Source organism: Bacteroidales bacterium (genome assembly GCA_013141385.1).
Classification (GTDB): Bacteria; Bacteroidota; Bacteroidia; order Bacteroidales; family Tenuifilaceae; genus UBA8529.
This window is the reverse complement of record JABFRB010000002.1, coordinates 38,042-61,335: the sequence shown is the minus strand read 5'-3', so window position 1 is coordinate 61,335 and position 23,294 is coordinate 38,042. Positions and strand designations below refer to the sequence as shown.

Annotated in this window: 21 protein-coding genes; 6 read left to right on the top strand and 15 right to left on the bottom strand. The window is 36.4% G+C overall.

Features of this window, described 5'->3' with window-relative positions; genetic code table 11:
- Positions 1–10 precede the first annotated feature (10 nt).
- The 4 genes from HOO91_01465 to HOO91_01450 all read right to left on the bottom strand — a co-directional run bounded on the left by HOO91_01465 (position 11) and on the right by HOO91_01450 (position 3,715).
- On the bottom strand, positions 11–469 hold the full coding sequence (locus HOO91_01465; GenBank protein ID NOU16214.1) for an SPOR domain-containing protein: 459 nt from the start codon (positions 467–469) through the stop codon (positions 11–13).
- A gap of 175 nt (positions 470–644) precedes the next feature.
- Positions 645–1,190 (bottom strand): hypothetical protein, encoded by a 546-nt coding sequence (locus HOO91_01460; protein ID NOU16213.1) that lies wholly within the window; start codon positions 1,188–1,190, stop codon positions 645–647.
- Between the two features lie 214 nt (positions 1,191–1,404).
- Entirely contained in the window at positions 1,405–2,904 is a 1,500-nt protein-coding gene (gene glpK / locus HOO91_01455) for a glycerol kinase GlpK (protein NOU16212.1), read from the bottom strand.
- A gap of 61 nt (positions 2,905–2,965) precedes the next feature.
- Complete coding sequence (locus HOO91_01450; GenBank protein NOU16211.1) at positions 2,966–3,715, bottom strand: YebC/PmpR family DNA-binding transcriptional regulator; 750 nt, start codon at positions 3,713–3,715, stop codon at positions 2,966–2,968.
- Positions 3,716–3,891: 176 nt separating this feature from the next.
- Between HOO91_01450 and miaB the strand changes: the two genes are divergently transcribed.
- On the top strand, positions 3,892–5,370 hold the full coding sequence (gene miaB, locus HOO91_01445; protein NOU16210.1) for a tRNA (N6-isopentenyl adenosine(37)-C2)-methylthiotransferase MiaB: 1,479 nt from the start codon (positions 3,892–3,894) through the stop codon (positions 5,368–5,370).
- Between the two features lie 94 nt (positions 5,371–5,464).
- Here the strand turns inward: miaB and HOO91_01440 are convergent, their stop codons facing one another.
- Positions 5,465–5,935, bottom strand: a complete 471-nt coding sequence (locus HOO91_01440) for a SnoaL-like domain-containing protein (protein ID NOU16209.1) — start codon at positions 5,933–5,935, stop codon at positions 5,465–5,467.
- A 133-nt stretch (positions 5,936–6,068) separates the two neighbouring features.
- Here HOO91_01440 and HOO91_01435 point away from each other — a divergent pair, with 133 nt between their 5' ends.
- Positions 6,069–6,395 carry a helix-turn-helix transcriptional regulator gene (locus HOO91_01435; GenBank protein NOU16208.1) on the top strand — a complete coding sequence of 109 codons (327 nt, stop codon included), beginning with the start codon at positions 6,069–6,071 and terminating at the stop codon, positions 6,393–6,395.
- Positions 6,396–6,430: 35 nt separating this feature from the next.
- Here the strand turns inward: HOO91_01435 and HOO91_01430 are convergent, their stop codons facing one another.
- A complete protein-coding gene (locus HOO91_01430) occupies positions 6,431–7,621 on the bottom strand; it encodes an RNA methyltransferase (GenBank protein ID NOU16207.1) in 1,191 nt (396 codons plus the stop codon).
- A gap of 147 nt (positions 7,622–7,768) precedes the next feature.
- Here HOO91_01430 and HOO91_01425 point away from each other — a divergent pair, with 147 nt between their 5' ends.
- From HOO91_01425 to HOO91_01415, 3 genes are all read left to right on the top strand, one after another.
- On the top strand, positions 7,769–7,909 hold the full coding sequence (locus HOO91_01425; protein NOU16206.1) for a hypothetical protein: 141 nt from the start codon (positions 7,769–7,771) through the stop codon (positions 7,907–7,909).
- Positions 7,910–8,523: 614 nt separating this feature from the next.
- Positions 8,524–9,510, top strand: a complete 987-nt coding sequence (locus HOO91_01420) for an inorganic phosphate transporter (GenBank protein ID NOU16205.1) — start codon at positions 8,524–8,526, stop codon at positions 9,508–9,510.
- Between the two features lie 40 nt (positions 9,511–9,550).
- Positions 9,551–10,201, top strand: a complete 651-nt coding sequence (locus HOO91_01415) for a DUF47 family protein (GenBank protein ID NOU16204.1) — start codon at positions 9,551–9,553, stop codon at positions 10,199–10,201.
- A 60-nt stretch (positions 10,202–10,261) separates the two neighbouring features.
- Here HOO91_01415 and HOO91_01410 read toward each other — a convergent pair whose 3' ends face one another.
- From HOO91_01410 to kdpF, 8 genes are all read right to left on the bottom strand, one after another.
- Positions 10,262–10,966, bottom strand: coding sequence for a response regulator (locus tag HOO91_01410; protein ID NOU16203.1), 705 nt, complete (start codon positions 10,964–10,966; stop codon positions 10,262–10,264).
- Positions 10,959–13,637 (bottom strand): sensor histidine kinase KdpD, encoded by a 2,679-nt coding sequence (locus HOO91_01405; protein ID NOU16202.1) that lies wholly within the window; start codon positions 13,635–13,637, stop codon positions 10,959–10,961. The genes HOO91_01410 and HOO91_01405 overlap by 8 nt, the downstream gene beginning before the upstream one ends.
- A 102-nt stretch (positions 13,638–13,739) precedes the next feature.
- Positions 13,740–14,516, bottom strand: a complete 777-nt coding sequence (locus HOO91_01400; GenBank protein ID NOU16201.1) for a hypothetical protein — start codon at positions 14,514–14,516, stop codon at positions 13,740–13,742.
- Between the two features lie 12 nt (positions 14,517–14,528).
- Positions 14,529–15,122: a potassium-transporting ATPase subunit KdpC gene (gene kdpC, locus HOO91_01395; protein ID NOU16200.1), complete on the bottom strand. Its 594-nt coding sequence runs from the start codon at positions 15,120–15,122 to the stop codon at positions 14,529–14,531.
- A gap of 13 nt (positions 15,123–15,135) precedes the next feature.
- On the bottom strand, positions 15,136–17,214 hold the full coding sequence (kdpB, locus tag HOO91_01390) for a potassium-transporting ATPase subunit KdpB (GenBank protein NOU16199.1): 2,079 nt from the start codon (positions 17,212–17,214) through the stop codon (positions 15,136–15,138).
- Between the two features lie 12 nt (positions 17,215–17,226).
- The gene (gene kdpA / locus HOO91_01385; GenBank protein NOU16198.1) at positions 17,227–18,921 is read right to left on the bottom strand and encodes a potassium-transporting ATPase subunit KdpA; all 1,695 of its coding nucleotides are present in this window, start codon (positions 18,919–18,921) and stop codon (positions 17,227–17,229) included.
- A 12-nt stretch (positions 18,922–18,933) separates the two neighbouring features.
- Positions 18,934–19,698 carry a hypothetical protein gene (locus tag HOO91_01380; GenBank protein NOU16197.1) on the bottom strand — a complete coding sequence of 255 codons (765 nt, stop codon included), beginning with the start codon at positions 19,696–19,698 and terminating at the stop codon, positions 18,934–18,936.
- 61 nt (positions 19,699–19,759) lie between these two features.
- Positions 19,760–19,897 carry a K(+)-transporting ATPase subunit F gene (gene kdpF / locus HOO91_01375; GenBank protein NOU16196.1) on the bottom strand — a complete coding sequence of 46 codons (138 nt, stop codon included), beginning with the start codon at positions 19,895–19,897 and terminating at the stop codon, positions 19,760–19,762.
- Between the two features lie 194 nt (positions 19,898–20,091).
- On the opposite strand from kdpF, the gene HOO91_01370 reads away from it, so the two are divergent.
- A complete protein-coding gene (locus tag HOO91_01370) occupies positions 20,092–22,065 on the top strand; it encodes a KUP/HAK/KT family potassium transporter (GenBank protein ID NOU16195.1) in 1,974 nt (657 codons plus the stop codon).
- Between the two features lie 77 nt (positions 22,066–22,142).
- On the opposite strand, the gene HOO91_01365 is transcribed toward HOO91_01370, so the two are convergent.
- Positions 22,143–22,985 (bottom strand): hypothetical protein, encoded by an 843-nt coding sequence (locus HOO91_01365; GenBank protein NOU16194.1) that lies wholly within the window; start codon positions 22,983–22,985, stop codon positions 22,143–22,145.
- Between the last annotated feature and the right edge of the window lie 309 nt (positions 22,986–23,294).

The following is a 23,294-nucleotide window of genomic DNA, read 5'->3' as shown; positions in this document are numbered from 1 at the left end:
ATTTTATTATTTATTCGAGTGGCGGGAAGTTTACCCACTCGGGTACGATAAATGATTTTGGGTATTCCTTAAGTAACTGATAGTAAAGTTTAAGGGCATTATCGCGTGTGCGAAAATCGCCAACCGATACTTTGTAGTAAGGGCTTATGTAAGATCTGTAAACAGATATGCCAGGATAGTTCTGCATGAATTCCCCTACAATGCCCTCTGATTGTTTACGCGATTTTTGGCCTAAATCAAAGTAGATTCTGATTCGATATCCATGCATGCCGGGTTGTCTTGCACTTTGCAGAATATCGAGGTTAAAAACATGCTCTATTTGAGGATTCTGGTTTATTGTAACTTTCCCTTGATTGGTTTTATTCTGACGGATTTGAACGAGAATATCATCCCCCCTAGAGGTGTAGTCCTGACCTGCAACGCTAATTGAACAACAAATAATGATTAGGGGAATGAGGTATTTTCTCATCAAGAAACATTTTTCAAAATGCACTGCAAAGTTAAAAAAAGATGTTAAACAGATATATAGCTGTTGATAATCTAATCAAAAAAATCTGATATCTAGCATCCACGCTAGGAGTAGGAATTTTTTAAGTGTTGCAATTTTAAGATTGTGTTTTAATTATCCGTGCAAAAAACAATTCTTATCTCACAATTAATGTATCGCTCTGAAAGGTTTCTCTATTTTGCAGGGTGTCTTTTACTTCTGTTGTTTCTAGTTTCTCTTTATGAGAATTCACTAACTTAGAAAAGGGTTGCTTTTCGATTTTTAACTTTTTTGAGATGCAAAAAATACGGCCTTTTATAAACCCTTCGATGGTTAATTGATTAAGGAGATCTTCTTTAATGTTCATGAGTTTAAAAATATCGGCAGTTGTTCTTAAAACAATCTCAACTGGAATTTGAAACACCTCGCGAGATTTGGCTTTCAGTACTATACTTTTAGTGCTATTTAAAACTCCTAACTCCCGGTTATTCATCCATGCCTTAAAGTAAATTTTAGATATTACTATTTTTTTATTATTCGGATTCTCAATTTCTAGGTTTAGATTTAATAGAATTCTACCATCCTTCATTCCCCTGAATTTTACATCCTTCATCCCATAAATGGCAATTTTCTCAAACTTTCCACAACCTCCCATAAGGATCATCGTGGTTAAAATCAGCATTAAAGCGGTAAGTCTTTTCATCATTTTCGAATTTGAAAAGGTCAAAGGTAATTAATCTTAGGAATTGATAATTTCAGACTTCAAATAAAGCAAAATCTGGGTTTATTGTTTTTGTAGTACTGGCACACTCGATTATCGCAAAATGCGATAAACTATAAAAAGGTTGCTTTTTTTGATTAACTTCCGAATAATTTCCGATTAACTTCAATCTAACTTCTTATATATTCATGAACAACTACTTCTCCTTTACCCAGTTTTTCGTTCTATCAGCAGCTTTAAGCCATCCCCGATAGAGTTCGTCCCTTTGATGTTCACCCATTTTTGGTTGGTAGCTTTTGCTTCCTGGAATTATTGATTTTATATCATTTTGTTGATAAAATCCAATGGCTAATCCGGCAAGAAGTGCTGCTCCAAAAGCAGTTGCCTCAGGGAATGGTGGGCAAACAACATCTACATTTAAGATATCTGATTGAAATTGCATTAGGAAGTTATTTGCAGATGCTCCTCCATCAGCCTTTAAACTTTTGAGTTTTATTCCTGAGTCAATTTCCATTAATCCAATAATATCGCGAGTTTGGTAGGCTAATGATTCCAGAGTTGCTCTAACTAAATGTTTATCGGTTACTCCCTGTGTTAAACCAAAAATAGCACCCCTAGCATACATATCCCAGTAGGGCGCACCAAGCCCAGTAAAGGCGGGTACTATATAAACTCCTTGGCTATCAATAACTGAGAGTGCAATCTCCTCGGTGTCCGATGCGTTTTTAATAATCTTTAACCCATCGCGCAACCATTTAATTGCTGCACCAGCAATAAAAACGCTTCCTTCAAGGGCATAGTTTACCTCGTTTCCAATTTGCCAAGCAATGGTTGTAAGTAATCCTGAGTTTGATATCACGGGCTTTATCCCCGTATTCATTAGCATAAAACAGCCTGTGCCATAGGTATTTTTTGCATCTCCTGCATCAAAGCATTTTTGACCAAAAAGTGCTGATTGTTGATCGCCAGCAATGCCAGCTATGGGAATTGAATAACCATCAAAAATATCTTTAGCCGTACGCCCAAATAGCCCAGAGGAGGGCAAAACATTGGGCAGAACACTTGCAGGGATATTCAGTGCATTAAGTAATTTCTCATCCCATTTAAGGGTGGAAATATTAAAAAGCATGGTTCGCGATGCATTTGTTGAGTCGGTTGCATGTACTTTGCCACCAGTTAACTTCCAAAGCAACCACGAATCGATTGTACCAAAGGCCAATCGTCCCTCTTGCGCAAGTTTAAGTGCTCCTGGAATATTTTTAAGAATCCAACTTAACTTTGTTCCTGAAAAGTAGGAATCTATTACCAATCCTGTGGCCGATTTAATATACTCCTCTAATCCTTGACTTCTAAGCCATTCGCAAATATCTGCGGTACGTCTATCCTGCCAAACAATTGCATTATGGATGGGTCGGCCTGTTTCACGATCCCAAACAACAGTTGTTTCTCGCTGGTTGGCAATGGCAATGGCTGCTATTCTATCGGGTTTTATTTTTAATTTCTTAAGAAGATGTCTTGCAACCCGAATCTGTGTTTCCCATATTTCCTCGGGGTTATGTTCCACCCAACCAGGAGATGGGTAGTGCTGAGTGAATTCAACCTGTTCCATTCCCAATGGCTGCTGGAATCGATCAAAGATTACTGCTCGTGAGCTTGATGTTCCTTGATCTAGAGAAAGAATAAAATCTGGTGTCATAGTCAAAAATAAAAAAAGGTCAGTCGAAAGACATGACCTCGCTATTATTTAAAATCCTTAATTACTCGCTACTTTCCATATCAGCCATAATCTCATCGGTAATTTCTAGATTATGGTAGGCACTTTGAACATCCTCATTCTCCTCAAACTCATCAATCAGCCTTAAAACTCTAAGCGCTGTTGATTTATCGGTGCTTTTATAATCGTTTGGAACTCTTTGTAGGGAAGCGTTTTCAACTTCAATTTTTAGCTCTTCCAATTTCTTATTCATCTTCCCAAAGTCCTCCATTGCTGTGGAAACCGTGTAGGTGTCATCGTTTAATTCGATGTTTTCCGCTCCAGCATCAATTAAATCGAGCTCCACATCTTCCAAATTAATTTTGTCCTTTAGAATGGTGAAGATTCCTTGTCTATCGAATAAAAAAGCTAATGAGCCATTAGTTCCAAGGGTTCCTCCTCTTTTTGAGAAGACAGAACGGACAGCGCTAACAGTTCTGTTATTATTATCGGTCAAGCATTCAAGAAAAATAGCTACTCCACCAGGACCATAACCCTCAAATGTTAACTCATGAAAATTATCAGGATCTTTTTCGGCTTTATGAATGGCTCGCATCATGTTATCCTTTGGCATATTTGCGCCTTTAGCGTTGTTTATTGCCAAACGGAGCCTAGCATTTCCTTCAGGATCAGCACCACCCTCTTTTACTGCAATCGTAATTTCTTTTGTAATTCTTGAGAAGATTTTTGAGCGTTTTGAGTCAATTGCTCCTTTTTTTCTCTTAATGGTCGACCATTTATTATGTCCTGACATGTGTTGATTAATATTAAGTTACACCAGTCTAAATTAGCTATTATTATGTTTATATTACTAAAATAATGACCCAAATTTAATTGTTTTTTCAAGTTATAAATATTTAAAACGATAAAAATGAAATATAGAAAGTGTTATTTGTTATAGATAGCTAAATTTGTAAAAATTTTCATCCGATGGATTTCAACGAGGAGCAGGGTACACTATTCGATAATATTGATAATCAACCCAACGATGATAGACCAAAGGTTTTTATCGAAACCTATGGCTGTCAGATGAATGTTAACGATAGTGAGGTGATAGCCTCGATACTTCATGCAAATGGCTATGCAATAACCAACGATATTAATAGCGCTGATGTTATACTTATTAATACCTGTTCCATCAGAGAGAATGCAGAAACTAGGGTTTGGGGAAGGCTAGATGTTTTCAAACAGGTGAAAAAACGGAAACCATCTGTACTCGTTGGCGTGCTGGGATGTATGGCAGAACGATTAAAGGAGAACTTGATTGAGGAACAAAAGGTAGTTGATCTAGTTGTTGGCCCCGATGCTTACCGCGAACTTCCAGTGCTTCTAAGAGCCGCTGAGGCTGGACAGAAAGGAATTAATGTTCTACTATCTAGAGAAGAGACTTATGGTGATATAAGTCCCGTTAGACTTGATAAGAATGGGGTTTCGGCTTTTGTATCTATTATGAGGGGTTGCAATAACATGTGTTCATACTGCGTAGTTCCTTACGTTCGTGGTGCTGAACGAAGCCGTGATCCTAAAACCATTATCCGAGAAGTTCAAGAGTTAATTGATGCTGGATACCGCGAAGTAACCTTACTTGGTCAAAATGTTGATTCGTATAGTTGGAAAGAGGAGGGCGTTATTGGCCATTACATAAAAGACCACTACATAAAGAAGGAAGGCGGAATAATCGGTCAATATATCAACAAGGAAGGTGGGCTATTAACCCACCATGTAAATTTCCCTGAACTGCTTGAAATGGTAGCAAGGCTAAGCCCCAAATTACGTGTAAGATTTTCGACCTCTCATCCCAAAGATCTTACCAACGAGGTTTTGTATACCATGGCCATGTATGAAAACATTTGCAATCATATCCATTTGCCAGTTCAATCAGGTTCAACACGAATCCTTGAATTGATGAATAGAGGATATACTCAAGAGTTTTACATGGATAGGATTAAGGCCATTCGTACTATTATTCCAGATTGCGCCATATCTACCGATTTTATTGCTGGCTTTTGCACCGAATCAGAGCTTGATCATGATCAAACGCTTACCCTTATGGAGTGGGCAAGATTTGATTTTGCATTCATGTTCAAATACTCAGAGCGACCAAACACTAAGGCCGCCCGTAAATTACCCGATGATGTTCCAGAGGATATAAAAAGCCGTAGACTTACAGAAATTATTGAACTCCAAGGAAAACTTTCCGAAGACAGTAAGAAAGGAGAGATTGGTAAAAGTTTTGAGGTGTTAATTGAAGGAGAATCAAAAAAATCAACTAATGATTTCTTTGGCAGAACATCACAAAACAAAGTTGTTGTTTTTCCAAGATTAAACTATAAGATTGGTGACTACGTGTTTGTAGAAATTACGGATTGTACACCAGCTACGTTGTTGGGAAGAATCGTTGAAGAATAGGAAGATGTGCTAATTTTCAGCCTTTTCTATTTATTTTAATGAAAACAAAAAAACGAATAGACAAATCTACTCGTTTCCTTTGAGAGTTTTTTGCCTAGTGTTTTCTAACAGGTCGTTTTTGTTTCACATTAAATAATCCAACAAAAACAGAATACCCCATTAAAGCACCGAAACCAATTTGTTTCATTACCCCCAATAAGTCTGTCGTCTGCCATTCTTGCATTACCTTACCATCCTTCACTTTTCTAATAAAAATGCCATGGACTTCCAAATTCCTTTTATTGGCAGGTGCTCCCATAAATTTACCAGTGTTTACTGCTCTAGAAATAAATCGAACAGATACTTGGTCACCATCCACAAGAATGTGAGGAAATTCCATTCTTAAATTCGAGAATGCAGCCTTCATATCCTGCATAAAACCTATGTACTCATCTTTACTGAAAATAAAACCATCTCCAGTGTAGGTGAAGTTATCATCTAACAAATTGGCTAAGTCGTCCCATCTTCCATCTAAGATGGCATATGATACAGATAATGCCGTTTTTTTTACTTCTTCTTTTTCCATTTTTTTAGTTTTATTTATGATGCAAAATTGCGTCAACTGCTTTATTAATACAATATACTACCCAAAAAGAAAGCACTATACATTTAGTAAGTATTAAGAGGTTATATTATTTTAGCTGTAAAATAATTTGTTTATGAAACGATATCAATTAGATGGAACATTTTACTATTGTCCTGTAGATTTAACGCTATCTGTTATTGGTGGCAGATGGAAAGGCTTAGTTTTTTGGAATTTAAGAGAGAGTCCAAAGAGATATGGAGAATTAAAAAAAATATTGGTGGGGATAAACGATAAAATGCTAACACAAGTATTGAGAGAACTTGAGAAAAGCGGTGTAGTAAACCGAAAAGTATATGAGGTTATACCACCAAAGGTTGAATATTCCTTAACCAAAGAAGGAGAGAAATTGTTACCAGTTATGCAGCTTATGTCTCAGTGGGGAGAGAAATTTGAGATTTAAGGTTATTGTTTTATACTTGTTTTTTCACTTAATTATCAACTCACTCTCCTCATTCTTGCCATATAAAATCCATCAAACTCACTGAGTGCAGGAGAGATCGATTTTTCTTCCTCTAGGATAAATGAACCATTAACTCTAGAAAGAAATGACTGTACCTGTTGCTGATTCTCAGATGGGAGGATACTACATGTAGAGTAAACCATTTTACCTCCTGATTTAACCATCTGTGAGTATTTATCGAGAATATATGCTTGTAATACTTTAATTTCTTGGATTTTTTCTGGGGTTAGCCTCCATTTTGAATCGGGATTTCTCCTCAGAACACCCAAACCTGAACAGGGAACATCAAGTAAAAGTCTATCAGCCTTATCCTTTAGACGTTTAACAACTTTTGTAGTAGTAATCGGACGTGGTTCTATTATTGAAACACCAGCACGGATAGCCCGTTTCATCAACTCTTCGAGTTTCCAATCAGCATTATCAAGTGCCAGAATTTTCCCTTTGTTCTTCATCAGGCTTGCAATGTGAAGCGTTTTACCTCCATGCCCAGCACAGGCATCAACAACTCTCATTCCGGGTTCAACCTGAAGGAATGGTGCAACCCCTTGCGATGATGCATCCTGCACCTCGAAAAGCCCTTCGAAAAAGGTTTTTGATTTAAAGATGTCTGCTCGTTTATTCAGTATTAACGCATCGGGATAGTCTAAATTACTAACATGAAACCCCTCAGCAGCAAGTCGTTTAAACAAATCGCTTCTTGTTGTTTTAAGGGTATTTGCTCGTAAAACAATGGGGGGCAGGGAGTTCAACGCTTTTATCTCATTGTTCCATGAATCTCCTAGTTCACTCGTGGCTAAGCTATCGAGCCAATCAGGGACAGACTCAGAAATGATTCTATTATCTTTTATCTGCTCATAATATTTCAGTATATCGTCTCGTAACGAGGGTTGAAAGAACTCATTAACTCGCTCATCTTTTGCCTTTACCAGAAAATAGGTAAGTACCATCAATCTATACGAATCTTTAGACTTTGCCCCTAAAGTGATGTTTACAGATGTTTCCAGAAGTCTCCACCAACGCACAACTTCCATCAACGATTCAGCAAAAAATCCTTTGGTAAAACCATTCCACTCAGAGTTTTGCTTAATCCAATGAGAACTTACCTGATCCAAATATCTCCCCTCCTCCATCACCTCATAAAAACCCTTGGCGATAATATCAACCATGCTGGTAAAACTTCTATCCTTCATTATATCAAAATATATGGGGTAAAGATAGTCAACCCATAAAAACTTAACTTTAAATTAATACTGAAAAAATGACTTTGGGGTAATTGTGATTGTAAATTTACACTATAAGTAAAAACAGGAGCTATGAAAAAAATGGTTAAGAAGTTGAAAAAAAACCTAAGTAAATACAACGAAGATTTACAATACTTATTTATTGTGGGTTTACCAACAGGATTGTTTTTAATTCTTCTAAGCAAGGTTGTTAATCTTGGCGAGGTTTACTAGCTAAATTTTTATTGTGTTTTTGAGCAATTAAAAAAATCAATTACACATGCTATTCTTGCACTAATAATTCTCGCAAAGTCGCCAAGTTCGCGAAGAAGAAAAAACTAAATGTTTTTTCCCTTTGCGCTTATTAATTGCTTTCATTTCAAATTTCTCTGTTTTTTCGATAATACTACTTTTGTATGTTTTTGCTGTTGCTTTTCTTATAACCATTTCGCCTTTTAACCTCTACGGAATAAACCTTAATCTCTTTGCGACTTTGCGTGCGATTTTTTTGTACGCTAAATTGTTACAAATTTCTATATCTTGAACATTGAAATTTTTAAGTTGATAGTATTCCACCATTTTGAACCTCCAAAATCAAATCCCTAAATAAGGTTTAATTTTATAACCTCTGAAATGTTGTTACATGTATTAATAGAATGTTTCACAACACCTCATTAAACATTTTAATTGAAATACTTGGTTAATATATTCTTAATATTGAACTTTACAATCCTTTAATATTTAGCAAGATAAATTATATTTGACTGATTTTTAATAGTTTATCCTTGCGATTTTGTTTAACATTTCAACTTTGATCGACTTTATTAAAATATCAATATAACTATAGTATGACCCTTTTGTATGTTGTAATCGCCTTTGTGCTAATCTTTGATTTTATCAATGGATTCCACGATTCAGCTAACTCAATAGCCACTGTTGTATCAACAAAAGTTTTATCACCTTTTTCAGCCGTTTTGTTAGCCTCATTTTTCAATTTTGTAGCTTTTCTTGTTTTCCCTTTAAAAGTAGCAACAACAATGGGCAAAGGGGTTGTAAACCCAGATGTAATCAGTTTAACAGTTATTGCAGCTGCATTAGTTGCAGCTATTTCATGGAATTTAGTAACATGGTGGTGGGGATTCCCATCCAGCTCATCGCATACACTAGTTGGTGGTCTTGTTGGTGCTGCAGTTGCAAAAGCAGGATTTGGCTCAGTTGTTATAGGCGGTGTTCTTAAAATCGTTGCATTTATTGTTATTGCACCATTACTTGGAATGATTATCTCTTTTCTAATATCTGCTTTAGTTCTTTATCTGAGTAGAAACTATACACCATTTACGGTTGATAAGCACTTTCGACGATTGCAACTTCTTTCAGCTGCTGCTTTTAGCTTAGGTCATGGTGGAAATGATGCTCAAAAATCTATGGGTATTATTTGGGTTGCTCTACTTGTTGCTGGTCAGGTAACAAAAGAAACGCCAATAGCTTTATGGATAGTACTATCCTGTCAGGCAGCAATTGCTTTCGGAACCCTGTTTGGAGGATGGCGAATTGTAAAAACAATGGGACAAAGAATAACCAAGCTAAAACCATTTGAAGGGTTTTGTGCTGAAAGTGCAGGTGCATTAACTCTTTTTGGTGCAACCCATTTTGGAATACCTGTAAGTACTACCCATACCATAACAGGAGCAATTATAGGAGCTGGTGCTAGAAAAGGGGTTTCTGCTGTGAAATGGGGCGTTACAACTAAAATATTCTGGGCTTGGATTCTCACAATTCCAATTTCAGCTGTAGTAAGCGCATTGGTTTACTACCTACTTGTTTGGTTTCAGTAATAACTAATGCAATGAATATTAATATTATAAACTTATTAAAATGAACATAGATACAATTTTAAAGTTCTTTGTGCCAAAAGATCATTCTTTTTATCCTCTATTCGAGAAGGACGCACTAAACCTAATTAAAACTGCCGAAGTATTAAAACTTTTACTTGGCACAGAAAATATTGAACTGCAAGAAACCTATATAAAACAGATTAAGGAACTCGAAAAGATTGGTGATGATGTTACGCATACCATATTTGATCAATTAAATAAATCTTTCATCACTCCATTCGATAGGGAGGATATTCAGCAATTCGCATCGAATATTGACGATGTGGTTGATACAATTAATGGTGTTGCACAAAGAATCAGGCTTTACAAACCTAAAACCTACATCCCTGTTTATTTAGAGTTTGCTGAAATTATATATCAAGCAGCAAAAGAAATTGAGTTTTCAGTCAATCATTTAACTGATCCGAGTGGTAATAAGGATAAAATCACCAAATCCTGTATTTCAATTAATACTTTAGAAAATAAAGCTGATGAACTATACCATATGGGTATTTCATTGCTTTTTGAGAACGAAAAGGATCCATTCGAACTAATTAAGAAAAAGGAAATTCTTGAAACATTAGAGAAAGCTGTTGATAAAGCGGAAGATGTTTCAGATGCTATCAAGACAATTCTTGTGAAGATGGCGTAGTTATTTACTGCGATACATAAACTATTCCTTCAACTTAAATAGAAACTATTACGAGGATACTCAAAGTAGTTCGCTAAACCTATACCCAATCCCCGATTCGGTTAGGATGAATTTCGGTTTAGCAGGGTCATCCTCAATTTTTTTACGAAGTTGTGCTACGAATACTCGTAAATACTGGGTTTGATCGATATAACCATAACCCCAAACCTCTTTTAGTATATACTGGTGAGTTAAAACTTTCCCAGCATTTTTAGCGAGTAGTGCCAGAAGAGAGAACTCTGTGGTTGTGAATTTTAACAATTCGTTATTCTTCTTTACCGAATGATTTGTTAAATCAATAATTAAAGATTGGAATGTGAGTATCGGATTATTCTCCGTTTCAATTTTAATCAATCGAAAGGCGGATCTTATTCTGGCTCGTAACTCTCCTGTTCGGAATGGTTTTGTAAGATAATCGTTTGCACCATTGTCCAGCGCATTAATAATATCATCCTCTGAATTTCTGACTGAGAGAATAATAATTGGGTTTTTATACCATTCCCGTAACCGTTTCAAAACAATACTTCCGTCCTCATCGGGCAGGCCTAAATCAAGAATGATAAGCGAAGGGCTATAGGTAACAGCTGCAATTAAGCCATCCTTCCCAGTTGTTGCTTCTTTCACCTTATACCCGTCCGCATTTAAGGTAATCTCAAGTAGACGCCTAATCTGAACTTCATCGTCAATAACCAATATTAAATTTTCGAGACTCATAGAATTATTCATCTTTGATTAATCCAAGATCTGGTATACCCGTGGGGATTTTAATTGTAATCTTTGATCCCCCATTTTGCCTATTCTCAATTTTTACAGTTCCGTTATGGGCTTCCACAAACCCTTTAACAATAGATAAGCCCAAACCTGTACCTCCTGATTTTGTTCCGTCAACCCTATAGAACTTATCAAATACAAAAGGAATAGCATTTTTAGGAAAACCAAGGCCACGATCCATGACTAATATAATCAAATTAGGCTTATCATAGTATATTTTGATTCTAATTGTGGTTTTATGCGGCGAATACTGAGTTGCATTGAATAATAGGTTATGAATTACCTGCTCAATCAATCCAAAATCAATCTTAACCAAAGGCATATTATCGGGAATCACAACCTCCAATTTGAAATTTTGGAGTTCCGTTTTCAGGTTTTCGGTAACCTTGTTTACCAAATCGTTCACATCGTGCCAATCGAGCCGAGGAGATATCCTCCCAGATTCAAGCCTTGACATATTAAGAAGATTTTCGATAAGGCGATTAAGGCGTTCCGAAGCGGTGAAAATCTCGTTACATAAACTTTTATGTGTTTGCTCATCGTGATTAACCGTCAAAAGCGAATCGGAAGCACCCATAATAGTTGCAACAGGAATTCGAAGCTCGTGCGATATGGAGTTAAACAGTGTTTTGTACAACTTATCAGATTCGTTCAGAATTGATGCCCTACGAGCTAGATCATTCAAGAATTCTCGTTCTAAAGCGTTAGAAATTTGAGTTTTAAATGTATCCCAGAAAACTTCCTCATCAGCATTGAAAGCCTTAACATGTTTAACTGCTACAACACCTAGATGCATTCTATTGGTATTTAGTGGATAGAATGTAAAATCGGTTGAGGGCAAGGTATCAGTGTATTTACCTGCTTTCTTCAGATTATGAAACGCCCAAGATGCGATACTTAATTCTGAAGTTGAAAATTTTAAGTCCGTCTTATTTACAATGTTAGGGTTAAGTTCATTGATCCCTTCCTGAAGAATGATTGCGCTGTTAAACCCAAAGAACTTATTTATTCCATCAGCAGAGACTTTTACAACCTCATCAGTTCCCGAGGCAAAAGATAATCCTTTAGTAAGATTGTAAAGAGCATTAGTACGTTCTTCTCTCTCCCTTGTCAATCGTTGCTGATTACGAACCCTTGCAGTTAAAACCCCATTCAGTAAAGCTATTAAAAAATACATAACCAGCATTAACACATCCTCTGGTTTACCTATATGTAATGTAAAAGATGGTGGTATAAAAAAATAATCCCAAAGAAGTGCACTTAAGGTAGCCGAGAGGAGAATAGGACCAATTCCCATAAATATAGAGAGAATTGAAACTATAAAAAGAAGAGTAAAGGCTACTATCTGATAGGCAACAAGTTCTCGAAATGGGAAGAAAGCCAAAGCAGTTATGATAGTAATTAATCCCGCAAGGAAATACTGAGAAAAGTTTGATGTAAAAGCAGGAAATCCAATATATTTCATGTACTGGCTATCCTGGGGTGCATTCGACCCCATAACATATACATCTATATTTCCGCTATGCCTAATTAGTTTATTTACAAAATTTCCCAAAACCAGCATCGAGTAAAGGGTACGATGCCTTGGTTTACCAATAACGATATGAGAAATATTCTCCTTTTGAGCAACGTTGAGAATTGCCTTCACGATGTCATCGCCTGATGTTGTTGTGAATTCGGTGCCTAGCTGTTTAGCAAGATTGATGTTTTTTGTGAGCTGATCTTGCTGGGTAGTTGTTAGTTTTATTGGTGTTTCAACATATAAAGCCAACAACGTTGCTCCCATTGTTGATGATAGATTTTTTGCCCACCGAATTAGCTTTGCCGATTCAGGGCTAGGGCCAATCACTGCCATTAGATGTAACCCCGATTTCCAAGGGCCTGGAATACGCTTCCTCTGCATATACTGGCGAAGTTGCTTATCGACCCTATCTGCTACAATACGCAGAGCCATTTCGCGAAGAGCAGTAATATTTCCTTTACGAAAAAAGTTCTGAATCGCCTCTCTGGAGCGTTCCGGGGCATATACTTTGCCTTCCGAAAAGCGTTGCAAGAGCTCATCGGGAGTGATATCAACAAGTTCAATATCATCGGCACTCTCAAAAACCTCATCGGGTAATGTTTCGCGAATGGTGATGCCCGTTATCTGGGCAACCGTGTCGGAACGGCTTTCGATATGCTGAACGTTTACGGTTGTATACACATCAATTCCACTATCCAGAATCTCTATTACATCCTGATATCGTTTCAAATGGCGACTCCCTGGAGCATTGGTATGCGCAAATTCATCGATAAGTACAACATGTGGTTTTCGAGTAACAATTGCATCAATATCAACCTCTTCAAGTGAAGAGCCCTTATACTCGTATTTTTTGCGAGGGATCTGCTCCAATCCTTTAATCAGTTCATTGGTTTCAGGGCGACTATGCGATTCAATATACCCAATAACAATATCTATACCCTTCGTTTTATCTGTATGCGCAGACTGGAGCATTGTAAAGGTCTTACCCACACCCGCACACATTCCAAAGAATATCTTCAACTTTCCCCTCTTGCTTTTTTCCTCTTCAAGTTTTAACGAAGCAAGAAGTTCGTCAGGATCTGGACGATTCTCATCTAGGTTCATCTGTTATTCATTCTTTTCAAGTTTCGAAACTCAGTGGTTTGGTTTAATTTCATATACAGACCACTACTTCATCAATTATCCTAAGCCTAAATCTCTAAATGATCAATCTATTGAAATGTTATTACTATGGTCAGTTTTATCTAACTTTTCAGCCATCTCATTAATAATCAACGATATTTCGCCAAGTTCATCATTGCCTTTAAGATCAAGCCTTTGCCTGTAATTACTGGAAACAACTTCTTTAATCCCATTATACAATTTAAAAAATCGATCATTGAAATACGATGAAAAGATAAAGGTATATCCATAAGCAATCAAAAAACACAAGGTTGCTATAAAAGTCATTTGTAAGGTAGCGTTCTTTGCCGAAACTTTTGCATCATCAGTTTTGACTTCGATGGCTTTCTCGTTCATTTGAGACAGTTGCATCAATTGTTGGTAAAGAATATCAAACTTTTTTTGAAGATTAAGAACCTTGAGTAGTGGATTTGGTGATTTTGCAAATTCTTTAACAGAATCGCGGTAATTAGTAAAGTTCTGTTCAATGCTTAATACAAGGGCATTTTCACCAATCTCCGTTATATTGTTCTTTTCTAATATCAGCGATTTGTCAAATAACCTAAACTCTTCGTTGATCGCAACAGTATCAGGGTTTTTATTGGTTAAATAGCAATTTAGAATTCCCTGATTGATATTGATTAGATCTACCGACATGTCTCTGGCATAAACAACGGAAACATGGTTTTCTTTTAGGATTGCACTTGTTTTACTCGATAATCTGTTAAGGTAGAAACCTGATGAGATCGATAATAATAAAATGATCACTAAGAATAGCACCATACCCATTGTAAATTTTTTACTGCGGATTGAGGGTTTCATATAATATAGTTTTTATTTGTTGTTTGTATTATTCCGATCAAGTTTATCAAGTTCAATATTTAAATCTAAGATGTTAATTCTTGGCTCTCCAAGAAGACCAAATTGCATTTCTTCCGTTTTACTTTTAATCAAATCAACTAATTGTTGCTTTTGAGATAAATTAAATCCTCTTGCTTCGCCAATTCTATTGACCTGAAGCAATGCTGCACTGGGTGATGTATGCGGATCCAATCCGCTTGCTGATGCAAATAGCATCTCGGAAGGAACTACGGTTAAACTATCTAATCGATTAAAAGCTATGAATTGATGTTTACGTTCATTAACCAATTTTTTTAGATTGATATTCGTTAACCCATAATTCGAGCCCCCTGATGGTAAAGGGTTATATGAAATTGCTGAGGGACGTGAAGAGAAATAAATGGAACTATCAAATTGTTGCCCGATAAGTTCACTCCCAATGGTTTTATTGTCAATAGTTATCAAACTTCCATTTGCTTTTTTAGAAAATGTCAACTGTGCTATTCCTGTAACAAAAAGTGGGTAAATAACTCCTGTTAGTATGGTAAAGAACAGGAAGATTTTTAAGGATATGATGAGTGTTTTCATTTTTTTTATTGATTTACAAGTTAATTAAAATATCAATAAGTTTAATCCCAATAAAAGGTGCAATAATCCCACCCAATCCAAATATTAATAGGTTACGTGTTAAAGCCACATTAGCCGAAACAGGTCTGTAACGAACGCCCCTTAACGCTAAAGGAACTAGGAGTATAATGATTATAGCATTGAATATTACTGCACTTAGAATTGCACTTTGAGGTGAACCAAGATTCATAATATTGAGAGCTGAAAGCGGTCCAATTCCTGTTTTTCCAGCATATAAACCAATAGCTATAGCAGGAATAATGGCAAAATATTTTGCTACATCGTTGGCAATGCTAAAGGTAGTTAGTGATCCGCGGGTCATAAGCAACTGCTTGCCTACCTCCACTACTTCAATTAGTTTGGTTGGATTACTATCGAGATCAACCATGTTACCTGCTTCACGTGCGGCCTGAGTTCCTGTATTCATGGCAATTCCAACATCAGCTTGAGCTAAAGCAGGTGCATCATTAGTACCATCGCCAATCATACCTACGAGATGTCCGTTAGCTTGTTCTTCACGGATACGACGTAGTTTGTCTTCTGGAGTGGCCTCGGCCATAAAATCATCAACGCCTGCTTCGGCTGCAATGGCAGCAGCTGTTAATGGATTGTCGCCTGTAATCATTACTGTTTTAATACCCATTTTCCGAAGTTCGGCAAAACGCTGCTTAATACCCCCCTTTACAATATCTTTGAGATGAACAATCCCAAGTATCCTGTTATCTTCTGCTACAACCAAAGGTGTTGCTCCTTGTCGAGCCAATTCGGCAACACTATCCTTAATTTTTTGAGGGAAAAAACCATTATTGTTTTGCACAAACGTACGGATGGCCTCCGATGCGCCTTTACGGATCTTATGAGTAGTACCGTCATCGGTTTTTAAATCAACACCGCTCATTCTCGATTGCGCTGTAAAAGGAATAAACGATGCATTTAACTGAGAAACCTCACGACCACGAATATTGAATCGTTCTTTGGCAAGAACTACGATCGAACGTCCCTCAGGTGTTTCGTCCGATAATGATGAAAGTTGGGCTGCATCAGCAAGTTCTTCAATCGTTACTCCCTCAGCGGGAATAAAATCGGTAGCCATACGATTGCCCAACGTGATTGTTCCCGTTTTATCAAGTAAAAGCACATCAACATCCCCAGCAGCTTCAATTGCACGACCGCTGGTAGCGATAACGTTATGCTGAATAAGCCTGTCCATCCCACTAATACCAATTGCACTCAGCAAGCCTCCAATGGTTGTAGGTATAAGACATACCAACAAGGCAATTAGTACAGGAATGGTTAAGTTTTGCGACATTGGCAAACCCGAAGCGGTTAGGCTATATCCAAAGTATGCCGGAAGGGTAACCACCGCCATTAGAAAAATAATTGTCAAACCCGAAAGAAGAATTGATAAGGCTATTTCGTTTGGCGTTTTCTGGCGTTTAGCACCTTCAACCAAAGATATCATCCTATCAAGAAATGTGTCGCCAGATTCTGATGAGATTCGAATTAAAATATGATCGCTGATTACCTTTGTTCCTCCCGTAACTGCGGATCTGTCGCCTCCACTTTCACGAATAACTGGAGCAGATTCACCCGTGATTGCCGATTCATCAACACTTGCAATGCCTTCTACCACTTCACCATCCGAAGGGATTACATCTCCAGCTTCACAAATGACGATATCACCCTTCTTTAGTTCAGTTGCAAATACAGAAATTTCTTGTTTACCCTCTAACTTTCGGGCTTTTGCCTGTGTACGATTTTTACGCAAACTATCGGCCTGTGCTTTTCCCCGACCTTCGGCAATGGCTTCGGAAAAGTTGGCAAATAAAATTGTAATCCAAAGCCAGATAGCGATTTGAAGATTAAAGGACGAAAAGTTTCCTTGAAAAACACCAATCAATAATATGATTGTTGTAAGAATGGCACCTATTGCCACAATGAAAATTACAGGATTTTTAATCTGCAAAGCAGGGTTTAGCTTGGTTATGCTATCTTTTAAAGCCTGCAATAATATTTTTTTATTAAAAAGGCTTGACTTATTTTTTGTGCTCATTTTATTCAGGAATTAAAAGGTTATTCCATTATTCATTAATAAATGTTCAACGATTGGACCAAGCGACAACGCAGGAAAATGTGTTAACCCGCCAACGATAAGGATTATCGCTATTAATAATCCAATAAACAACCAATTGTCGGTGTGAAAAGTTCCAGAGGAAGGTGGGGTAATTTTCTTCTTAACCATACTTCCTGCTATTGCCATAACAGGAATAATCACTCCAAAACGACCGATGAGCATTCCGATACCAATAGTAAGATTATAAAATACAGTGTTGGCGTTAAGCCCTGCAAAAGCGCTGCCATTGTTTCCGGCTGCTGAAGAAAAGGCGTAAAAAATTTCGGAGAGGCCATGAGGTCCAGCATTATTAAGACTTGAGAGTCCGGGGGTGCACACAGATGCCCATGCAGAGAAAATAAGTATTACAATATTTGGAGCAAGAATGGCAATCAGTGCCATTTGCACCTCGAATGCTTCAATTTTTTTGCCCAAATACTCTGGTGTACGACCAACCATTAATCCAGCAATAAATACTGTGAGGATTATAAATATTACCATGCCATACAACCCAGCACCTACACCACCGAAAATTATTTCACCCAGCATAATATTTATCATGGCAACCATTCCTGCTAAAGGCGAAAAACTATCGTGCATCGCATTTACAGAACCATTTGATGCTGCAGTGGTAGCATTTGCCCAAAGAATACTATTAGTGATTCCAAAACGTGTTTCCTTACCTTCCATCAGGTGTAAATGCCCGAAAATTGGATTAGCGGAATACTCAGCATATAAAGAAATGCTTAAGCCTGCAACCAATAAAATCATCATAGCAGTAAAAATTATCCATCCCTGTCGTGTTGAGCCAACCATTCTTCCATACGTATAGGTTAATGCAGCAGGAATAAGCAGTATTGCTAACATTTCAAGAAAATTGCTGAAAGGGGTTGGGTTCTCGAAAGGGTGTGCGCTATTCGCGTTAAAAAATCCACCACCGTTAGTGCCCAATTGCTTGATGGCAATTTGTGAGGCTGCAGGTCCCATCGGAATTACTTGCTGTGCACCCTGTTGCAAAGTTTGAACTGTTTCGTATGTTTTAAAGTTCTGAACAACACCCTGTCCAACTAGTATAATAGCAAACAGAATAGAAAGCGGCAAAAGTATATATAAGGTTGAACGCGTTAGATCTGTCCAAAAATTACCAAGTTTATCTGTAGTTTTTCGGGAAATACCCTTTATTAGCGCAATTAAAACAGCAATTCCAGTTGCGGCACTAACGAAGTTCTGTACAGTTAGCCCAATCATCTGTACGAAGTAGCTGAGTGTTGTTTCTCCTGCGTATCCCTGCCAGTTGGTATTGGTCATAAAACTTACAGATGTGTTGAACGCTGAGTGCCACGAAACATTTGAAAGATGCGCAGGATTCATCGGCAAATAGGCCTGAATAATTTGAATCAGAAACACAAAAATAAGTCCAATCAAGTTAAACATAAGCAACCCGAAGGTATATGACTTCCAATTTGTTTCCTCATCTGAATTTACCCCAGTTAATTTATAGGTCATCTTTTCGAGCCACCCAAAGACAGGCAACATGATATGTTTTTGCCCTGTAAATACCTTATACATATAATTGCCTAAAATAGGTGTGAAACCTATTAATAGGGCAAAGTATAGAATGATCTGAATAATATCCTGTGTTGTCATATTACTATTTTTTTAGAATGTTATGCCAAATACTAGGTGTGCATAATCCTTCTTGGTATATGTAGCCGAAGGGTTAACTGCTAAAGTAGCCTTGAGCGGCAAAGAAAAAGTTTCATTAATTTTTAGGTTCTTTGTTATGCTAACACCAATATTGACTATTGAAAATGTTTTTTTACTAGCTTCGGGGTCAAAAATTGTTACCCCATAATTATTATAATAACCTGCCCATGGGGTAAATCCAAAAAAGAAACTGGCAGCTCCCTTGGAATAACCTAGTTCAATATAAGTTGAATAGGCCTGTTTGGTTGAGTCGACAGACTTCTTATCTAAACCGTAAAACATTGTATTCCACGTGATACTTATTGGCAAAACCTTTGAACCAGTAAAACCAACCGTACCTTCAAACCGATGACCTGTTTCGCTATTCTTATAGTTAAAGTATTTAACGTTATCAAAATTCCAATTATAATCTGTAACTGTAAATTTAAATTGTCCAACAGTTAAAAACATATATGGGTCGACTTCTTTATAACTTCCAACAAAATCTGTTGATCCCCAAACACCAATTTCAAAATTCCCTTTTGTAAAAGCTAAGGTTGGTTGAAAGTTAGGGGTAGGACTTCCAGTTGCCATCGAACCTCTCCATACAAAATGGCTTACCAAATCTGCGGTTACTTTGAATGGAGAAGTTGGTTCACTTGTTTGCGCATTTACAAGAAGATTTGTAAAGCAGGCTAAAGTGATAAACCCAACGAGCAAAATATTTTTGTTTTTCATAGTTTATAAATTCTATAAGAAACTTCAAGATGAATAAAAAAATCATCTATTATATTTCAAATTAAAATTTTTCGGGTTTAAAAAGTGAGTAAAAAAGGTATCCTAGTATAAATAGGGCTATAACAGCTCCAATTACATAACCTGTTGAATTATTTGCTCCAAAGGTTTGTGTTGTTGTTAATAAAATTGTTGCATTCATACAATATCATTTTTAGACGTTACAAAAATATGACGAAACTTATAAGGGTTTTGTAAAAAATGAATTGATGTGAATAAAGATTTTGTAAAGAGATTTTTTAATAACTCTTTATATTTTCTTTATACTATTCACTACAAGTTTAACATTTTGCTTATACCATTAAAATGACCTTTGCCAGCTTAAAAACTTGATAATTGGAAAAGATTAAAAATGGGATTAGCAACAAAGTAACTATTGCTACTCTATTAGTCGCTCTTGGAATCATTTACGGTGACATTGGAACAAGTCCCTTGTATGCATTAAGAGCTGTAATTGGGGATAGACCTATTGATATTAATCTAGTTTACGGGGGTGTATCTTGCATATTCTGGACTTTGGTCTTTCAAACCACAATAAAATATATTTGGCTAACCCTGAAAGCCGATAATGATGGTGAGGGTGGTATCTTCTCTTTATATGCTCTAGTTCGCAGGTATGGAAAGAGATTGGTTATTCCAACTATACTAGGAGCAACAGCATTATTAGCCGATGGAATTATTACACCTCCAATTTCCGTCGCATCAGCCATTGAAGGGTTAGGAATGGTTAAAGGTTTTGAAAACTCAATTCTTGCAGGAAATAATCTTACTGTTGGCATTGTAATAGCAATTCTCTCATTACTATTCTTCTTTCAACGATTTGGAACCCAAGTAATAGGAAAAATATTTGGCCCTGTAATGACCGTATGGTTCTCGATGCTCTTTATTGCAGGCCTTTCACAATTATTACACTATCCTGATGTATTAAGGGCTTTAAGTCCACACTATGCATATAATCTTCTAGCTAACTACCCCAACGGATTTTGGCTTTTAGGTGCAGTTTTTCTTTGCACTACTGGAGCTGAAGCTTTGTATTCTGACCTTGGACACTGTGGCATTAAAAATATCCGTATCACTTGGGCATTTGTAAAGATTAGCCTAGTGATTAACTATTTAGGACAGGCTGCATGGGTAATACATCAAGGTGGTGGAATGCTAAATGGGAGAAATCCTTTTTTCGAAATGATTCCTCTTTGGTTTTTATTACCAAGCATACTCATTGCTACAGCAGCCACCATCATTGCCTCTCAAGCATTGATTAGCGGAAGTTATACTTTAATTAGCGAAGCAATGAACCTTAATTTCTGGCCTAGAATAGCAGTAAGGCAACCATCAAATACCAAAGGACAAATTTACATTCCAAGTGTAAACGCCATACTTTGGGGTGGTTGTATTTTAATGATTTTATATTTTAGATCATCCGCTCACATGGAAGCTGCTTATGGTTTTTCAATTTCCATTGCTATGATGATGACCACCATACTTCTTAGTTACTATTTATTATACAAGATTAAGTGGAATCGATTCTTGGTATACGCTTTACTTATTCTGTTTGCTACAATTGAAACCTCCTTCTTCATTGCCAATGTTGTAAAAATAAAAGAGAGGTGGATGTTTTTATTTTTCGAACTATTTATATTCACAACCATGTATGTTTGGTACTATGCCCGGAAAATAAACAACCGATTTACCAAATTTATTGAGATTAATAAATATCTGTCTAAAATAGAGTTATTAAGTGAAGATCAGAGCATTCCTAAATTTTCAACACATTTAATCTATCTCACAAAAGCCAATTCTAGTCAAGAAATTGAGGAGAAAATTATAAAATCAATATTTGGAAAGAAGCCTAAAAGAGCGGATGTATATTGGTTCGTTCATATTAACCGAATAGAACATCCGTATACACTGACATATGATATTATTGAACTGCTAGAAGGGAAACTAATCAAGATAAACATTAATGTTGGTTTTCGAATCCAACCCAAAACCGAATTGTATTTTAAAAGGATTGTTCAGGAGCTAATAGCTAGCAATGAGCTGAGTCTGTATACCCGCCCCGATCGTTCTAACAAATACAACACTGAACTTGATTTTAAATTTGTTGTTATTCACAAATACCTTTCGGTAGAAAATGAATTTGCACTTCGCGAAGGGTTATTGTTGAATTCTTACTTTTTCTTATATAAACTTGGCCAAAGTGATGAAAAAGCATTTGGTTTGGATAAAAGTGACGTGCTTGTTGAACATGTTCCTTTGGTGTATCAGCCCGTTAATAAAATTGAATTAACGCGTATAAAAAAATATTAATAAAAACCCTATCGTCAGTATTCTAAAAATAGAAAGCCGGATTAAACCGGCTTTCTATTTTATTATTGGGAAATAAATTACATTAATTTCTTTTGGTAATCATTTATGGGTTCAGCATTTTCGTTAAACCATGAGGTAAGACCAAAGAATGCTCCTCTAATTCCTTTCTGAGTATATGTTTGGAGAACCTTGTCCTTATTTGCCATCTTAGTAAGTGTGGTAGATATAGCCATTCGAACTCTATCTCTGTCGTTACTTGGGATTTGAAATTTCTCAAGAGCCGCCTGTGTTATTGAACTGGCTAACATCATTGAGTCTTTGGAAGTAATGGTTTCAGTTATAAAATCATTCCATTTTACCTTGTTTTCGCCCTTGCCTCCCTTAATCGGTTTACGCATCGACTTTGGCTTACGACCTCTTTTCTTTGGAACTGCTTTTACTTTAACAACTTTTTTCTTTCTCCCTTTCTTAACATTAGCAACCTTAGACTTGATAACTTTTTCTGTCTTTTCGGAAGCAGCATTTACCTCAACAATCTTTTTCTTTCTTCCTCTTTTTTTTGGAGCTTCTTTTACTTCAAGAACCTTTCCTTTCTTAATATCTTTTTGTGGAACAGCAATTACTTCAACAATTTTTTTCTTTCTTCCTCGCTTTTTTGGTTCGCTCGCTACAACTTTTCCTTTTTTATCTTTTATTTCGCTTACGGCTTTTACTTCAATAGGTTTAACTTTAGGTTTTCTACCTCTTTTCCCTTTTGTCTTAACTGGTGTTTCTTCTAATGGCTCAATTGATTGTCCTTCCGATAATTTTACAATAATGGTTTTTAAATTATTAATTCTACGTTGAGCTCTATCAATCTCCGATTGGTAAAGGTCTAGAAGGTCATTAACCTCAATTTCTGAAAGTGAAATTTTTTTCATGACAAATTATGTATTTAATTATTATTTTTTCGGTCTTATACAAATCAGATAATCTGATTGTTAAATATTGGTCAAATATAAAGAAACAATAATAAAAGTCAATATAATTTTATAAATTAAATTAAATTTTGTCAAATTAAATTTTATAATACTATCTAATCGCCTATCATTCTTATTAAATATACAACTAAAAAATACTACTGTATTTAAATAATGAGAACTATTACACCTTAAATAATTGGCCAAGGTAAATGAATATAAGATTTTATTTTCTTTCAAATAAATTGACTATTTGCAATTTACTTATTT

Coding starts and splice junctions, on each gene's coding strand:
- HOO91_01435 (NOU16208.1), top strand. CDS start 6,069: ATGAAACGATATCAATTAGATGGAACATTTTACTATTGTCCTGTAGAT.
- kdpA (NOU16198.1), bottom strand. CDS start 18,921: ATGACAACACAGGATATTATTCAGATCATTCTATACTTTGCCCTATTA.
- HOO91_01405 (NOU16202.1), bottom strand. CDS start 13,637: ATGAACCTAGATGAGAATCGTCCAGATCCTGACGAACTTCTTGCTTCG.
- kdpC (NOU16200.1), bottom strand. CDS start 15,122: ATGAAAACACTCATCATATCCTTAAAAATCTTCCTGTTCTTTACCATA.
- kdpF (NOU16196.1), bottom strand. CDS start 19,897: ATGAATGCAACAATTTTATTAACAACAACACAAACCTTTGGAGCAAAT.
- HOO91_01410 (NOU16203.1), bottom strand. CDS start 10,966: ATGAATAATTCTATGAGTCTCGAAAATTTAATATTGGTTATTGACGAT.
- HOO91_01420 (NOU16205.1), top strand. CDS start 8,524: ATGACCCTTTTGTATGTTGTAATCGCCTTTGTGCTAATCTTTGATTTT.
- HOO91_01380 (NOU16197.1), bottom strand. CDS start 19,698: ATGAAAAACAAAAATATTTTGCTCGTTGGGTTTATCACTTTAGCCTGC.
- HOO91_01465 (NOU16214.1), bottom strand. CDS start 469: ATGAGAAAATACCTCATTCCCCTAATCATTATTTGTTGTTCAATTAGC.
- glpK (NOU16212.1), bottom strand. CDS start 2,904: ATGACACCAGATTTTATTCTTTCTCTAGATCAAGGAACATCAAGCTCA.
- HOO91_01425 (NOU16206.1), top strand. CDS start 7,769: ATGAAAAAAATGGTTAAGAAGTTGAAAAAAAACCTAAGTAAATACAAC.
- HOO91_01430 (NOU16207.1), bottom strand. CDS start 7,621: ATGGTTGATATTATCGCCAAGGGTTTTTATGAGGTGATGGAGGAGGGG.
- HOO91_01415 (NOU16204.1), top strand. CDS start 9,551: ATGAACATAGATACAATTTTAAAGTTCTTTGTGCCAAAAGATCATTCT.
- miaB (NOU16210.1), top strand. CDS start 3,892: ATGGATTTCAACGAGGAGCAGGGTACACTATTCGATAATATTGATAAT.
- HOO91_01450 (NOU16211.1), bottom strand. CDS start 3,715: ATGTCAGGACATAATAAATGGTCGACCATTAAGAGAAAAAAAGGAGCA.
- HOO91_01460 (NOU16213.1), bottom strand. CDS start 1,190: ATGAAAAGACTTACCGCTTTAATGCTGATTTTAACCACGATGATCCTT.
- kdpB (NOU16199.1), bottom strand. CDS start 17,214: ATGAGCACAAAAAATAAGTCAAGCCTTTTTAATAAAAAAATATTATTG.
- HOO91_01440 (NOU16209.1), bottom strand. CDS start 5,935: ATGGAAAAAGAAGAAGTAAAAAAAACGGCATTATCTGTATCATATGCC.
- HOO91_01365 (NOU16194.1), bottom strand. CDS start 22,985: ATGAAAAAAATTTCACTTTCAGAAATTGAGGTTAATGACCTTCTAGAC.
- HOO91_01400 (NOU16201.1), bottom strand. CDS start 14,516: ATGAAACCCTCAATCCGCAGTAAAAAATTTACAATGGGTATGGTGCTA.